Here is a 13,742-nt window from a genome sequence, read left to right on the forward strand (position 1 = left end):
ATGATTTGTGGGTTTATGATTAAGGAACACCGCTATGAGGCAAATCAGGCTGTTGGCGCAGTACTACGTTGATTTAATGGTTAAACTGGGGCTGGTTCGTTTTTCCCTGCTGCTGGCGTCAGCGCTGGTTTTACTGGCGCTGGTGGTGCAGATGGCGGTGACGCTGCTGCTCACCGGCAAGGTGGAAAACATCGACGTGGTGCGCTCTATCTTTTTCGGCTTACTGATCACGCCCTGGGCGGTGTACTTCCTGTCCGTGGTGGTGGAGCAGCTTGAAGAGTCGCGCCAGCGGCTGTCGCGGCTGGTGGCTAAACTGGAAGAGATGCGCCAGCGCGATCAGGAACTGAACGAACAGTTGCAGGGCAATATCGCCCAGCTCAATCAGGAAATCAGCGATCGTATCAAGGCGGAGGAAGCCCGCCTGCTGATGGTCTCCAAACTGCGTGAGGAGATGGCGCGCCGCGAGCAGGCGCAGGTTGAGCTGGAGCAGCAATCGGCGCTGTTGCGTTCTTTCCTCGACGCTTCGCCGGACCTGGTTTACTACCGCAATGAGAACAAAGAATTTTCCGGCTGCAACCGGGCGATGGAATTGCTGCTTGGCAAAAGCCAGAAGCAGCTGATCGGCCTGACGCCGAAAGATGTTTATCCGCCCGATATTGCCGAAAAAGTCATGGAAACGGATGAGAAGGTGTTTCGCCACAACGTCTCATTGACCTATGAGCAGTGGCTGGTCTATCCGGATGGCCGCAAAGCCTGTTTCGAGTTGCGTAAGGTGCCGTTTTACGACCGCATGGGTAAGCGACATGGCCTGATGGGGTTTGGACGCGATATTACCGAGCGTAAGCGCTACCAGGACGCGTTAGAGAACGCCAGCAGGGAAAAGACTACCTTCATCTCTACGATCAGCCACGAGCTTCGTACGCCGCTTAATGGCATTGTCGGCCTGAGTCGTATCCTGCTCGACACCCATTTGGACGCAGAACAGCAAAAATACCTGAAAACCATCCACGTCAGCGCCATCACGCTCGGCAATATTTTCAACGACATCATCGAAATGGACAAGCAGGAGCGGCGCAAGGTCCAACTGGATAACCAGCCGGTGGATTTCGTCGGCTTTGTGGTGGATCTGGAAAATCTGGGCGGACTGCTGGCCCAGCCTAAGGGGCTACAGCTGGAGATGGAACTGCATCAGCCGTTGCCGAAAACCATCGTCACCGACGGTACCCGGTTGCGCCAGATTCTGTGGAATCTGCTCAGCAACGCCGTGAAATTCACGCGTGAGGGCCGGGTGGTGGTGCGGGTCTGGCATGAGCAGGGCGACCGGCTGCGTTTTGAGGTGGAGGATTCCGGCATGGGGATCCCGGCCGACGAGCTGGAGAAAATCTTCTCCATGTACTACCAGGTCAAGGATCAACACGGCGGCAAACCGGCTACCGGCACCGGCATCGGGCTGGCGGTTTCCAAACGTCTGGCGCAAAGCATGGGCGGCGATATTCAGGTGAGCAGCGAACTGGGCAAGGGCTCCTGTTTTGCACTGACGGTGACGGCGCCGGTGGTGCGTAATGACGAGTCTGACGAAGACGAACAGGATGAACTGCCGCTGCCGGCGTTGCATGTGCTGCTGGTGGAAGATATCGAACTGAACGTGGTGGTGGCTCGCTCGGTACTGGAAAAACTGGGCAGCAGCGTCGAAGTGGCGATGACCGGCCAGGCGGCGCTGGATATGTTCGATCCGGATGAATTTGATTTGGTGCTGCTGGATATCCAGTTGCCGGACATGACCGGCCTGGATGTGGCGCGTCGGCTGCGTGAGCGTTATGCCGGGCAGTCGATGCCGCCGCTGGTCGCCCTGACGGCGAATGTGCTTAAAGATAAAAAAGAGTACCTGGACGCCGGCATGGATGACGTGCTGAGTAAGCCGCTGGCGGTGCCGGCGTTGACGGCGGTAATCCAGCAATACTGGGATCATCATGCGCAGCCGGAACCGGAAGCCGCAGAGGTGGACGCCGGGTCGCTGCAGGACCGTTTGCTGGATATCCCGATGCTGGAGCAGTACCTGACGCTGGTAGGGCCGAAACTGATTCATCAGAGCCTAGCGATGTTCGAGCAGATGATGCCCGGCTATCTGGCGATTCTTGATTCCAACATGACCGCCCGCGACCAGAAAGGCATTGCGGAAGAAGGGCACAAAATCAAAGGCGCGGCGGGCTCGGTTGGGCTCAAGCATCTGCAACAGGTTGCGCAACAGATTCAGACCACGACATTACCGGCATGGTGGGACAACGTTCAGGAGTGGATTGACGAGTTGAAACACGACTGGCAGCAGGATGTGCAGGTATTGAAAGACTGGGTTTCAGAGGCTGAAAAAAAATGACCCCGACCGAGGCCGGAGTGCGCGAATTATGCGCCAACACCAGGGAAAGCGGTACACCTGCGTTCAATCTCAGATGTTGTTGGTACGCAAGCGTTTTTGAAATCCCATCTTCTGGCAACACACACCATAGCAAATATGGCGTCGTTTGTTACAAGAATCATTAAAATGTGTGATGTAGATTAGTGTTTGTCAATCAAAAAATCAATTAGTTGATGTAATGAAATGAGGCATGAGTGATGAAAAAAGTTGGTGTCGTACTCAGCGGATGTGGAGTTTATGATGGTTCAGAGATTCACGAAGTTGTCTTGACTCTGCTTGCAATCGATCGTGCCGGCGCTGAAGCTGTCTGCTTTGCTCCGGACAAAGAACAGCTGCATGTGATTAATCATCTGACCGGTGAGGTTACCGGTGAGAAACGCAATGTTTTAGCGGAATCTGCGCGTATTGCCCGTGGGAAAATCCAGCCATTATCCAGCGCGGATCCCCAACAGCTTGATGCGCTGATTGTCCCCGGCGGATTCGGTGCCGCAAAAAATTTGAGCGATTTTGCCACCCGCGGGGCCGACTGTGAGATTGATAACGAACTGAAAATACTTACTCGTGAAATTCATAAGAAAAATAAACCAATAGGGTTTATTTGCATCGCCCCCGCCATGTTACCGAAACTGCTTAATACCTCTGTGCAGCTTACAATTGGTAACGATGAGGGGACTGCGCAGGCGATAGCAGCGATGGGTGGCGTGCATGTGAAGTGTCCGGTAAATGACATCGTCGTTGACGTTACACACAAGGTGGTGACGACTCCGGCTTACATGCTGGCGAACTCGATTGGTGAAGCCGCCAGTGGAATTGAGAAACTGGTGGCGCGTGTTTTGGAACTGGCTGAATGAGGTCAGCAGGCCTATTCGGGAAAGGCCGATTAGGACGAATAGCCGCGTGTATCCGGCGTTGGGTGTTGCGCATCTTCTTTGGTGTCGTTGCGTTGTGGGTAGCGGCGATCCTGTTGTTTGCATTTCTGCCCGTACCCTTTTCCGCCGTGATGATCGATCGCCAGCTCAGCGCCTGGCTGAGCGGCGACTTCGCGTATGTGGCCCATTCGGACTGGGTGTCGATGGATGAGATCGCCGCAGTGGCGCCATTGGCGGTCATTGCGGCGGAAGATCAGAAATTTCCCCAGCATTGGGGGTTTGATTTCGACGCGATTTCAGCGGCGCTCAAACATAACGAGCGACACGAGAATCGTATTCGCGGCGCATCCACGCTGTCGCAGCAGACAGTAAAAAACCTGCTGCTGTGGGACGGGCGCAGCTGGTTGCGTAAAGGGCTGGAGGCCGGCCTGACGGCGGCGGTTGAGCTGGTCTGGACCAAACGTCGGATTCTGACGGTTTACCTGAATATTGCCGAGTTTGGACCCGGAATTTTTGGCATAGAGGCCGCATCGCGTCAGTTCTTCAATAAACCGGCGAGCCGGCTGACGGCATCGGAAGCGGCGATGCTGGCGGCGGTGTTGCCGAATCCTATCCGCTATCGCGCCAGTAAACCGTCCGGCTACGTCATGCGGCGTCAGCAGTGGATTTTGCGTCAGATGAACCAAATCGGCGGAGAAAATTTTCTGGAAGCGAACCGGCTTTATTAACAAACCTGATTGACTGATAGATTTTTTCCAATGAGCGGCTTCCATTTCCCGTGGCTGTATGGGAAATCATGACCGCATTAACAGGGGGAAATAATGCGGTATGGCATAGTTTTTCTTATGATGCTTTCGCTGTGGGGCCTGGGGGCCTCTGCCGAGGCGGCCAGTGTTAAAAACGACAATTCTGCTTATGTATTTTTACAGGCAGACAAACTTGCCCAGGTAAAACAGCAGCTACGCAGCCAGACCGCGCCACCACAGATGCAGCTTGCTTATCAGCAGCTGTTGCGGGCGGCGGATAGCGCTATGAAAAAACCTGACCTATCGGTTACTCAAAAACTTTCAATGCCGCCCGGCGGCAACCGTCATGATTATTTGAGTTTGGCGGCTTACTGGTGGCCTGATCCGCAGCAGAAAGACGGCTTACCCTGGATTCGACATGACGGCAAGGTGAACCCGGCGACCAAGGGCGAGGAGACGGATGCTATCCGTCTGGCGACGTTTACCGATCGGGTGCGTGTGCTGGCGCTGGCCTGGTATTTCTCGGACCGTCCCGAATATGCCGGCAAAGCCATCGCCATGATTCGCACCTGGTTTATCACTCCTGAAACGCGTATGAACCCTAACCTGAATTATGCGCAGGCCATTCCGGGCAGAAACGACGGGCGGGGCGCAGGCGTGCTTGACGGCCGTTTCTTCGCCACCCGTATCGTGGATGCGCTGGTCATGTTGCGACAGGCGCCGGGATGGGGGGCCAGTGACGAGCAGCAGATGCGGCAGTGGATGACGGACTACCTGCACTGGTTGCTGACCAGCCATAACGGCAAGCAGGAGGCCTCGGCAAAGAATAATCATGGCAGCTGGTATACGGTGCAGGTGGCGGGTATCGCCGCCTATCTGGGCCAGCCTGAAACGGTGAAGGCGATGGCAGCATTGCAGCGCCAGAAGCTCGACCATCAGCTGGCGGCAGATGGTTCGCAACCAGAGGAACTGGCGCGTACCCGGTCGTTCCATTACAGCGGCTTCAATCTGCAGGCTGTCAGCCTGATGGCGACCGTGGCAGGGAAGTACGGCGATAACCTGTGGCAGTATCATACCCCCAAAGGCAGCAGCCTGTTGTCGGCTCTGGACTTCATGGCTCCGTATCTGGATGAGTCCAGACCCTGGCCTTATAAAACCATGGGGCGAGAGAGCAGCCCGCTGATTCCGCTAATGCTGCAGGCCGAGCAGGCTATCGGTTCTCCCCGTTATCATGCGGCTATCAGGCAGGTGGGGTTCACGCCGTTGCTGACCGGGGCGTCGCAGGGGAAAAAAGATACTGAGGTCAGCGTTGATGCCCGCCGCAGCATCTGGTTGCTGTCGCCGCCAGCGACCGCGGGAAATACGCCAACGCCATGATTAACGTGAGAAGCGAGTAAAATGACAGGCGCCTGCGGCCACCTGTCGGATAGTCAGTCTGGCGGCCGTGACTGGCCGCCATATAGAGCGGGGAACGGGGGATTAGTCGAGGTAGCTGAACGCGGTCGTCACGTGTTTGACGCTGCCGACCTTGCTGGCGATCTGGGCCGCTGACGTTGCTTCACGGCGCGTCACCAGACCCAACAGGAAGACTTCGCCGTTTTCGGTGGTGACCTTCACGTTGGAGGATTTCACGGTGTCGCTGGTCAGCAACTGAGAACGCACTTTGGTGGTGATCCAGGTATCCATGGACGCGGTGCCCAGCGAAATCGGCGTGCCTTTGCGGATTTCGTTATACACCTCGGTCGTGCCTTCCACACCCATGGCGATCTGCTTGGCACGGCTAGCCAGCTCGGTCGAAGGAGCCTGACCGGTTAACAGCACTTTGCCCTGATAGGCGGTTGCGGAGATCCGCGCTTCTTTGCTTAATTGCGTGTCCTTACTCAGCGCGTTGGATACCCTGACTTCCAGCGTGCCGTCGTCGACCTGCGTGCCGACAGTCCGTGGATCGGTCGCGGATTTGGTCGCAACCGCCGCGCTGCCAATCGCGACAGCGCCAATACAGCCCTGTAGCATCAGACAGGCAGACAGCACGGCAATGCAAGAGTAGATCCTCATGGAGTGCTCCTTAATCGTTCTGGTGTGGGAAAAGTGTGTTATCAATCAAATCGCACAAACAGTTGACGGTCAGCATATGCATTTCCTGAATGCGGGCGCTGCGGTGTGACGGGATGCGAATTTCCACATCCTGCTGGCCCAGCAAACCCGCCAGCTCACCGCCATCATAGCCGGTCAGGGCCACAATGGTCATGTCCCGCGTGACGGCGGCTTCCACCGCTTTGACGATATCACGGCTGTTGCCGCGCGTGGATATCGCCAGCAGCACGTCGCCCGCCTGACCCAGCGCCCGCACCTGCTTGGCGTAGACTTCTTCATGCAGGCGATCGTTGGCGATAGCCGTTAAGACCACGTTATCGGCATTAAGTGCAATCGCCGGCAGACTGGGTCGCTCGGTTTCAAAACGATTAATCATACTGGCGGCAAAATGCTGTGCGTTGGCGGCAGATGTACCGTTACCACAGCACAGGATTTTGTTGCCATTGAGCAGCGACTGCACCATCGCCAGAGCGGCGCGCGAAATGGCGTCCGGTAGCGCTTCTGCAGCGGCGATTTGGGTTTGAATGCTTTCCGTGAAACAGACTTTAATTCTCTCCAGCACGTTCTGTTAACCTGTTTTGAAGTTGAAAATCATGATGTTACTCAGACTGCCCAAACGCGTTGGGCAACCATTCCACCTGCGGGCCGGTTACGGCCAGTACGTCAAAGCGACAATCGGTGGAATCGAGACTAGCGCCCTGACGGGACAGCCATACCGCTGCGGCGCGCAGCAACGATTGCTGTTTTTGCCGGGTAACACTGGCCGCCGCGCCGCCAAAGTCGCTGTTGCGGCGATAACGAACCTCGACGAAGACCCAGGTGCCGCCATCGCGCATAATCAGGTCCAGTTCACCGCCGCGCACCGTCACGTTGGCGGCTACAAACATCAGCCCGGCGCGTTCGAGATAGCGTCGGGCCAGTTGTTCGTAGCGACCGCCGGTGATGCGCCGGTTCAGGAGGCGGGCACCAGTTGTCCCTGACGGAACTGCAGCCAGGTGAGTTTACGGTTGACGACGCAATCCGGCGAGGTGCTAAGCACACCGGTCGCTCCGGACAGCGAATTCCCCGGCTGGTGCAATTGCGCAAAGTTGCTGGCAAGCTTCCAGGCATCCATCCCCATGGCAAACAGCCGCACCAGCGAGTAATCGTTGCGGAACTGCGTGCTGACTTGCTGCATCAGCGCCGGGCTGGCGCCAGTCAACAGAGGAATATCGCTGAACTGCAGCCCTTCCATTTCAAACCGGAAATCCGGCCCCAGACCGGCCTGATAGCTACGTGAGCTGGCGTAGAGCGCCGGGCGCAGCGCGCCTTTGTTGCGCATGTCGATCATCGGTTTGAGCAGCGTCAGTTCATCCGGCGTGGCGATGATATAAACCGCATCCACGTTGCCGTCGCTGGTGACGGTGGCGATCGGCGGCGCCTGATTCGGGATGGTCAACCCGCCAACCGTGGTGGAGGACTGTGGAGCGGAAGCCGCTGTGATAACCGGTTGGCCGTTGAGCGGAATACCTGCGCCGCTGTTGAGCGCCTGTTTCAGGTCATACACGCCGCCGGTGCGCTGCTGCAATACCACGCCGCCTGCCTGCTGTTGCCAGGACTTGGCGAAAGCGGCCACCACCCTGTCGCCCAGATTGCCGCGCGGCGCCAGAATCAACGGATGCTGCTTACCCTGCTTGTGAATGAATTGCGCCGCGTCGACGGCTTCGTCTTCCGGCGACAGAGCGAAATAGCAGATGTTCGGATTGGGCTGGATGTGTTCCGGCTGGTTCAGCGCCAGCACATTCAGGGATGGGTTGAGTCCCGGTAGCTGTTCCACCTCGTTTTTGAGCAGCGGACCGACGATGGTGGTGGCGCCGTCTTTCTGCGCCTGAGCAATCACGTTTGCCAACGCCTGATTAGAGGTGTCGTAGACTTTCACCGGAATGCTGCTGGCCGCTGTCGGCGCAATCGCCGGAACGGCGGTTGCCGTTGCAACAGGCGCTGAGACAGCCGCTGTGGCGGACAGTGACGGGGTATTCGCATCTGTCGATGGCGTAGGCGTAGCCGTGCCGGTCGCCTCGGCAGGCGCGGCTGATTGCGCTACCTGCGGCGGCATCGCCAGCGTTGCCTGCCCGCTTCTGGCGGCGCTAAACCCTTGCTGAATAGCATTGGCGAATACCTGCGCCTGCCCGTTCATCGGCAACAGCAGTGCGATGGCGTTACTGCCGGCGGGGGCGCTCTCTCCCGGTTGCGTAGCCGCGGCGGGCGGCGTGCCGCCCAGCTGCGACGGCAGTTGTTTGGCTGCCGGGTGACGTGGATAACGTCTCTTCCAGTCTTCTATCGCAGCCTGCAGGTCAGAGGGAACCTGAGCTTTGGTCTGCCAGAGATTCAGCAGGTCGAGCCAGCCTTGCAGGGTATTTTCGTCGACATTGATCACCATCGATCCAAGATCCTGCTGGGTGAGGCGGGTTAATGCCGCCCAGGTCTGATCGATGTTGCGCTGATGGGCGTCGCCCTGCAACAACGGCTCCTGCCCAATGTAGGCGCGAATCAGCGTCAACGACGGGCGATCCTGAGCGGCTTTGATTTGCGTCTGGTAGTAACGTTCCTGTTGCTGGGGCGACAGCGACTTCACATCCAACTGGGCCAGCGTACTGTTGGCGGCATTCAGGTCGTTCTGCGCGACCGCCAGTTCGGCGGTCAGCAGGCGCTGTTCCTGACGCTGCTTGTCGCTCAATTGCGACGGCAAGGCGTTCAACTGACCGTTGGCCTGCGGGAGTTTGCCTTCCTGAATCAGGGCATGAATCGCAAGTAATTGCCAGCCAGCCTTGCTATCATCACCACTTTGCTGCATCTGCTGCAGGTAGTAATCGGAAGACGCACCGGCTTTGCCCTCTACGTGCTGCTGGGTCGCAGTGTCTTGCGGGGCCTGGCTGGGACAGCCGGCGAGAAACAGTGCCGCCAGCATGACAGGAACCAGACGGCCTGCATGGGTACGGACAGAATTTAACGGAAGCATACTGTATCCAGTGATGTTTTAACGATGCTCAATATTAAATCGGCAAACCGGATGAAACAATGAATCAAGACCAACAAGCACAGATTTCCGCCTCCACGCTTTACATTGTTCCCACGCCTATCGGCAATCTGGCGGATATCACTCAGCGGGCGTTGGCGGTGTTGCAACAGGTTGATCTTATTGCAGCAGAAGATACCCGTCATACCGGTTTATTGTTACAACATTTCGCGATTAATGCGCGCCTGTTCGCACTCCATGACCACAATGAACAGCAAAAGGCAGAGCAATTGCTGGCGCGGTTGCAACAAGGCATGAGCATTGCGCTGGTGTCGGATGCCGGCACGCCGCTGATTAATGATCCCGGCTATCATCTGGTGCGTCGCTGTCGTGAAGCCGGAGTGCGCGTGGTGCCGCTGCCGGGGCCGTGCGCGGCGATTACCGCGTTGTCCGCCGCCGGCTTGCCGTCGGATCGCTTTTGCTATGAAGGGTTTCTGCCCGCCAAGACCAAGGCACGTAAGGATACGCTGCGCGATCTGCTGGAAGAGCCGCGCACCCTGATTTTCTACGAATCAACCCATCGGCTGCTGGATAGCCTTCAGGACATGGTCGAGGTCTGGGGGCCTGAGCGTTACGTCGTGCTGGCGCGTGAGCTGACCAAAACCTGGGAGTCGCTGTACGGCGCGCCGGTGGCGGAACTGCTGGCGTGGGTGCAGGAAGATGAAAACCGCCGCAAAGGCGAGATGGTGTTGATCGTGGAAGGTCACCAGCCCGACGAAGAGGCGCTGTCTGCGGCGGCGTTGCGTACGCTGCAACTGTTGCGGGCGGAGCTGCCGCTGAAGAAGGCGGCGGCGCTGACGGCGGAGATTCATGGCGTGAAGAAGAACGCCCTTTACCGTTACGGACTGGAGCAGGAAGACGGTCACGCATAATCGAGATGACAAGCCGGCCGATTTGCCCTATTATCCGCGCCGAAGTTGACCAGACAGTCGCCGCTTCGTCGTCGTTCCCTTCGGGGAAGACGGGCGGAGGGGAGGAAAGTCCGGGCTCCATAGGGCAGGGTGCCAGGTAACGCCTGGGAGGCGAAAGCCTACGACCAGTGCAACAGAGAGCAAACCGCCGATGGCCTGCGTAAGCGGGATCAGGTAAGGGTGAAAGGGTGCGGTAAGAGCGCACCGCGCGGCTGGCAACAGTCCGTGGCACGGTAAACTCCACCCGGAGCAAGGCCAAATAGGGGTTCACATGGTACGGCCCGTACTGAACCCGGGTAGGCTGCTTGAGCCAGTGCGCGAGCGCTGGCCTAGATGAATGGCTGTCCACGACAGAACCCGGCTTATCGGTCAACTTCACTCTTTTCAAAAACAATACGTTGGTGTGTCTCAGGGACTTCACAGCGAAGTGAGGCACACCAACGGTTGTCTCTTCCCGACTATCCCCGATGTGGCAGGTACGATTGCCTGTGTGTTCTATTTTCTCTGATTTTTCCTTCCGGACGTGCGTTATTATTTCCCGGTTTGATGCGTGTAGTGTCAGACGAGTCTATTCATGGGGGATCAATTGACTTGCGGGTGCTGGCTGCGGTGATACATTGAAACAAATGACACGAGGAGCCGACTATGCTGAATAAAGATACGAAACTTTGCATTTCTCTCTCAGGCCGCCCAAGTAATATTGGTACACGATTCCATAACTACCTTTATCAAAAGCTTGATCTCGACTTTATATATAAAGCGTTTACCACCAATGATATTGAGCATGCGGTGAAAGGGGTTCGGGCGTTGGGAATCCGCGGCTGTTCGGTATCCATGCCTTTTAAAGAGAGTTGCATTCCTTTTATTGATACGCTGTCGGATTCAGCCAAAGCGATAGATTCTGTTAATACCATCGTCAATGAGAATGGTCATTTGACCGCGTACAATACCGATTATATTGCGGTTAAAGATCTGATTGAGAAAAACCTCAAAGATAAAACCATGCATGTGCTGATAAAAGGCAGCGGCGGTATGGCTAAAGCGGTTGTGGCAGCATTCCGTGATAGTAACTTTCGGCAGGTGACTATTCTGGCAAGAAATGAAGAAAATGGGCGCTCTCTGGCGAATAAATATGGTTTTCAGTGGTGCCGGGATGCTTCAGGTATAAAGGCGGATATTCTGGTGAATGTCACGCCTGTTGGCATGGCTGGCGGGGAAGAACAAAATCAACTGGCATTTACCGAAGAACAAGTACTCATCGCCAGTCATATTTTTGATGTTGTGGCCTTTCCGGTGGAAACGCCATTAATCCAGCTGGCCAGAAAATTAAATAAACCGGTTATTAACGGTGCTCAGGTCATCGCGTTGCAGGCACTGGAGCAATTTGCCCTGTATACCGGTGTTCGGCCTGATGAGGCGTTAATGCAGGAAGCCTCGGCGTATTCTCGCTCCTGACGAACTTGCCGTGTCTCCCGTTATCGGCCGGTTAAGCGTATAAGAGCGGCTATCGTCAAATTTATTGACAATCATCATCATGGGAATCCGACTGTATCGATGAAACAGTAGAGGTAAAGTAATCCCCATCGGTACTTGTTACCCTCACTGTTACTAAGGATATCGCTATGAGCACTTCCCGGATGCCAGCATTATTTCTGGGCCACGGTAGCCCGATGAATGCGCTGGATGAAAATGACTACACGCTGGCCTGGCGTAAACTGGGAGAAACCCTGCCGCGTCCGAAGGCGATCGTAGCGGTATCCGCACACTGGTATACCCGCGGCACCGCGGTTACCGCGATGGATAAACCGCGCACCATCCATGATTTCGGCGGCTTCCCGCAGGCGTTGTTTGATACCCAGTACCCGGCGCCCGGCGCTCCGGACGTGGCTAAACGGGTGCAGGACGTTCTGGCTCCGGTGTCGGTGTATGCGGATCATCAGGAGTGGGGGCTGGATCACGGCACCTGGGGCGTGTTGATCAAGGTTTATCCAGAGGCGGATATCCCGGTGGTGCAACTGAGCGTCGACGGCACCAAGCCGCCTGCCTACCACTATGAGCTGGGTCGTAAGCTGGCTGCGTTGCGTGACGAAGGCATCATGATCGTCGCCAGCGGCAACGTGGTGCATAACCTGCGGATGATCAAGTGGAACGGCGATGGCGCGCCCTATGGCTGGGCGACGTCGTTTAACGATTTTGTTCGCAGTAATCTGGCCTGGCAGGGCGACGCGGCGGAGCACCCGTTGGTGAACTTCATGCAGCACAATGACGCGGCGCTGTCCAACCCGACGCCGGACCATTTCCTGCCGCTGTTGTACGTACTCGGCAGTTGGGATGGTCAGGAACCGGTATCTACGCCGACGGACGGCATTGTGATGGGGTCGCTCAGCATGATGTCGGTACAGGTCGGATAATACCCTGACCGTTATGGCCGCTAAAAACACACATCGCCCGAAAGGACGATGTGTGCATCAAGACGAGTTGGCGTTAATCCAGAATGATATGCGGATAGAAGCGGGATAAGTCCTGGGTAATCAATTCCCGGTCTTCCCGCAGTCCGATACCGCAAGGGGTATCGCCCACCAGCCAACTGCCGATCAGCGTGTAGCTGTCATTGAATCTGGGCAATGGGTGGAATTGCTGCACGATGGAGCCTTCCCCACCGTAGGGGCCGTCCACGGCGGCGACCTGCTTGCCCTGCTGATAAATCTGTATGTTGGCGCCTTCGCGGGAAAACAGCGGCTTGACCACGTAGTCGCTCATTGCCGGCGGGTTGTCTTCGGTGAAATAGGCCGGCAGCAGGTTGGGGTGGTTGGGGAACATCTGCCACAGCATTGGCAAGAGCGCCTTGTTGGACACCACGCTTTTCCAGCCCGGTTCCAGCCAACGCACACCAGCGTCCGCCAGTTTGGTGGAGAAAGTCTCGCGCAGCATGAATTCCCACGGGTAGAGTTTGAACAGGTTGCCGATGGTGTTGTCCTGTAGATCGGTGAATTGCCCGCGATCTCCCAGGCCTATTTCATCAATGTACAGGAACTGGCTCGGAACGCCGGCTTCCTGCGCGCAATCCTGCAGGTATTGCACCGTACCGCGATCTTCCTCGGTGTCCCGGCAGCAGGTGAAATGCATATTGCCGAAACCGTGATGAGTACGCAGATATTCAAAGCGTTCGATCAGCTTTTCCTGCAGGCTGTTGTACTGGTCCGCGTGCTGCGGCAGGCGGCCGGCATTGACCTGATCTTCCAGCCAGATCCACTGAAAAAACGCCGACTCGTACAACGACGTCGGGGTATCGGCGTTGTTTTCCAGCAACCTGGCCGGGCTCTTGCCGTCATAAGCCAAATCCAGCCGCGCATAAAGCGCCGGCTGGCGCGACAGCCACGAACTGCGCACGAAGTCCCAGGTGTGGCGGGGAATGCGGAATTTGGTCAGCAGCGCTTCGCTGTTGACCACCTTATCGACCACCTGCAGGCACATCTGGTTCAGCTCGGCGGTCGTCTCTTCCAGCTCTTCAATTTGCGCCAGCGTAAACTGATAGTAGGCGTCTTCACACCAGTAGGGCTCGCCATACATGGTGTGAAACTGAAAACCATACTCGGCCGCTTTTTCCTGCCAGTTCGGGCGTTCGTGAATCGCAATACGTTTCATAGCGGGTGA

The 13,742-nt window shown here is 56.7% G+C and carries 12 protein-coding genes and 1 other RNA gene; 8 read left to right on the forward strand and 5 right to left on the reverse strand.

Annotated features, from left to right (window positions below; genetic code table 11):
* Positions 1-34: 34 nt before the first annotated feature.
* From arcB to DXXMK7_RS01750, 4 genes are all read left to right on the forward strand, one after another.
* Positions 35-2,374, forward strand: a complete 2,340-nt coding sequence (arcB, locus tag DXXMK7_RS01735) for an aerobic respiration two-component sensor histidine kinase ArcB (protein ID WP_038917572.1) — start codon at positions 35-37, stop codon at positions 2,372-2,374.
* A gap of 236 nt (positions 2,375-2,610) precedes the next feature.
* Positions 2,611-3,264 (forward strand): isoprenoid biosynthesis glyoxalase ElbB, encoded by a 654-nt coding sequence (gene elbB / locus DXXMK7_RS01740; RefSeq protein ID WP_038917574.1) that lies wholly within the window; start codon positions 2,611-2,613, stop codon positions 3,262-3,264.
* Positions 3,261-4,010, forward strand: a complete 750-nt coding sequence (gene mtgA / locus DXXMK7_RS01745; protein WP_049842483.1) for a monofunctional biosynthetic peptidoglycan transglycosylase — start codon at positions 3,261-3,263, stop codon at positions 4,008-4,010. Before elbB ends, mtgA begins: the two co-directional genes overlap by 4 nt.
* 93 nt (positions 4,011-4,103) lie before the next feature.
* A complete protein-coding gene (locus tag DXXMK7_RS01750; RefSeq protein WP_038917575.1) occupies positions 4,104-5,405 on the forward strand; it encodes an alginate lyase family protein in 1,302 nt (433 codons plus the stop codon).
* 102 nt (positions 5,406-5,507) lie between these two features.
* Here DXXMK7_RS01750 and dolP read toward each other — a convergent pair whose 3' ends face one another.
* Genes dolP through DXXMK7_RS01770 form a run of 4 tightly spaced genes read right to left on the reverse strand, consistent with a single transcriptional unit; the run spans position 5,508 to position 9,120 of the window.
* Positions 5,508-6,083 carry a division/outer membrane stress-associated lipid-binding lipoprotein gene (gene dolP / locus DXXMK7_RS01755; RefSeq protein WP_038663100.1) on the reverse strand — a complete coding sequence of 192 codons (576 nt, stop codon included), beginning with the start codon at positions 6,081-6,083 and terminating at the stop codon, positions 5,508-5,510.
* A gap of 10 nt (positions 6,084-6,093) precedes the next feature.
* Positions 6,094-6,684 carry a DnaA initiator-associating protein DiaA gene (diaA, locus tag DXXMK7_RS01760; protein WP_013316039.1) on the reverse strand — a complete coding sequence of 197 codons (591 nt, stop codon included), beginning with the start codon at positions 6,682-6,684 and terminating at the stop codon, positions 6,094-6,096.
* A gap of 37 nt (positions 6,685-6,721) precedes the next feature.
* Positions 6,722-7,078, reverse strand: a complete 357-nt coding sequence (locus tag DXXMK7_RS01765; RefSeq protein WP_174213758.1) for a YraN family protein — start codon at positions 7,076-7,078, stop codon at positions 6,722-6,724.
* Entirely contained in the window at positions 7,075-9,120 is a 2,046-nt protein-coding gene (locus tag DXXMK7_RS01770; protein WP_038917579.1) for a penicillin-binding protein activator, read from the reverse strand. Before DXXMK7_RS01770 ends, DXXMK7_RS01765 begins: the two co-directional genes overlap by 4 nt.
* 59 nt (positions 9,121-9,179) lie before the next feature.
* Here DXXMK7_RS01770 and rsmI point away from each other — a divergent pair, with 59 nt between their 5' ends.
* The 4 genes from rsmI to ygiD all read left to right on the forward strand — a co-directional run bounded on the left by rsmI (position 9,180) and on the right by ygiD (position 12,499).
* Complete coding sequence (gene rsmI, locus DXXMK7_RS01775) at positions 9,180-10,049, forward strand: 16S rRNA (cytidine(1402)-2'-O)-methyltransferase (protein ID WP_038917580.1); 870 nt, start codon at positions 9,180-9,182, stop codon at positions 10,047-10,049.
* Between the two features lie 41 nt (positions 10,050-10,090).
* Positions 10,091-10,469: RNase P RNA component class A (gene rnpB / locus DXXMK7_RS21450), an RNA gene on the forward strand.
* 264 nt (positions 10,470-10,733) lie between these two features.
* Positions 10,734-11,543, forward strand: coding sequence for a shikimate 5-dehydrogenase (locus DXXMK7_RS01780; RefSeq protein WP_038917581.1), 810 nt, complete (start codon positions 10,734-10,736; stop codon positions 11,541-11,543).
* A 167-nt stretch (positions 11,544-11,710) separates the two neighbouring features.
* Positions 11,711-12,499 carry a 4,5-DOPA dioxygenase extradiol gene (gene ygiD, locus DXXMK7_RS01785; protein WP_013316044.1) on the forward strand — a complete coding sequence of 263 codons (789 nt, stop codon included), beginning with the start codon at positions 11,711-11,713 and terminating at the stop codon, positions 12,497-12,499.
* Positions 12,500-12,572: 73 nt separating this feature from the next.
* On the opposite strand, the gene DXXMK7_RS01790 is transcribed toward ygiD, so the two are convergent.
* Positions 12,573-13,733, reverse strand: a complete 1,161-nt coding sequence (locus DXXMK7_RS01790) for a glutathionylspermidine synthase family protein (RefSeq protein WP_038917582.1) — start codon at positions 13,731-13,733, stop codon at positions 12,573-12,575.
* Positions 13,734-13,742 lie beyond the last annotated feature (9 nt).

Source organism: Dickeya sp. MK7 (assembly GCF_000406305.1).
GTDB lineage: Bacteria > Pseudomonadota > Gammaproteobacteria > Enterobacterales > Enterobacteriaceae > Dickeya > Dickeya fangzhongdai.

Coding starts and splice junctions, on each gene's coding strand:
- arcB (WP_038917572.1), top strand. CDS start 35: ATGAGGCAAATCAGGCTGTTGGCGCAGTACTACGTTGATTTAATGGTT.
- elbB (WP_038917574.1), top strand. CDS start 2,611: ATGAAAAAAGTTGGTGTCGTACTCAGCGGATGTGGAGTTTATGATGGT.
- mtgA (WP_049842483.1), top strand. CDS start 3,261: ATGAGGTCAGCAGGCCTATTCGGGAAAGGCCGATTAGGACGAATAGCC.
- DXXMK7_RS01750 (WP_038917575.1), top strand. CDS start 4,104: ATGCGGTATGGCATAGTTTTTCTTATGATGCTTTCGCTGTGGGGCCTG.
- dolP (WP_038663100.1), bottom strand. CDS start 6,083: ATGAGGATCTACTCTTGCATTGCCGTGCTGTCTGCCTGTCTGATGCTA.
- DXXMK7_RS01770 (WP_038917579.1), bottom strand. CDS start 9,120: ATGCTTCCGTTAAATTCTGTCCGTACCCATGCAGGCCGTCTGGTTCCT.
- rsmI (WP_038917580.1), top strand. CDS start 9,180: ATGAATCAAGACCAACAAGCACAGATTTCCGCCTCCACGCTTTACATT.
- DXXMK7_RS01780 (WP_038917581.1), top strand. CDS start 10,734: ATGCTGAATAAAGATACGAAACTTTGCATTTCTCTCTCAGGCCGCCCA.
- ygiD (WP_013316044.1), top strand. CDS start 11,711: ATGAGCACTTCCCGGATGCCAGCATTATTTCTGGGCCACGGTAGCCCG.
- DXXMK7_RS01790 (WP_038917582.1), bottom strand. CDS start 13,733: ATGAAACGTATTGCGATTCACGAACGCCCGAACTGGCAGGAAAAAGCG.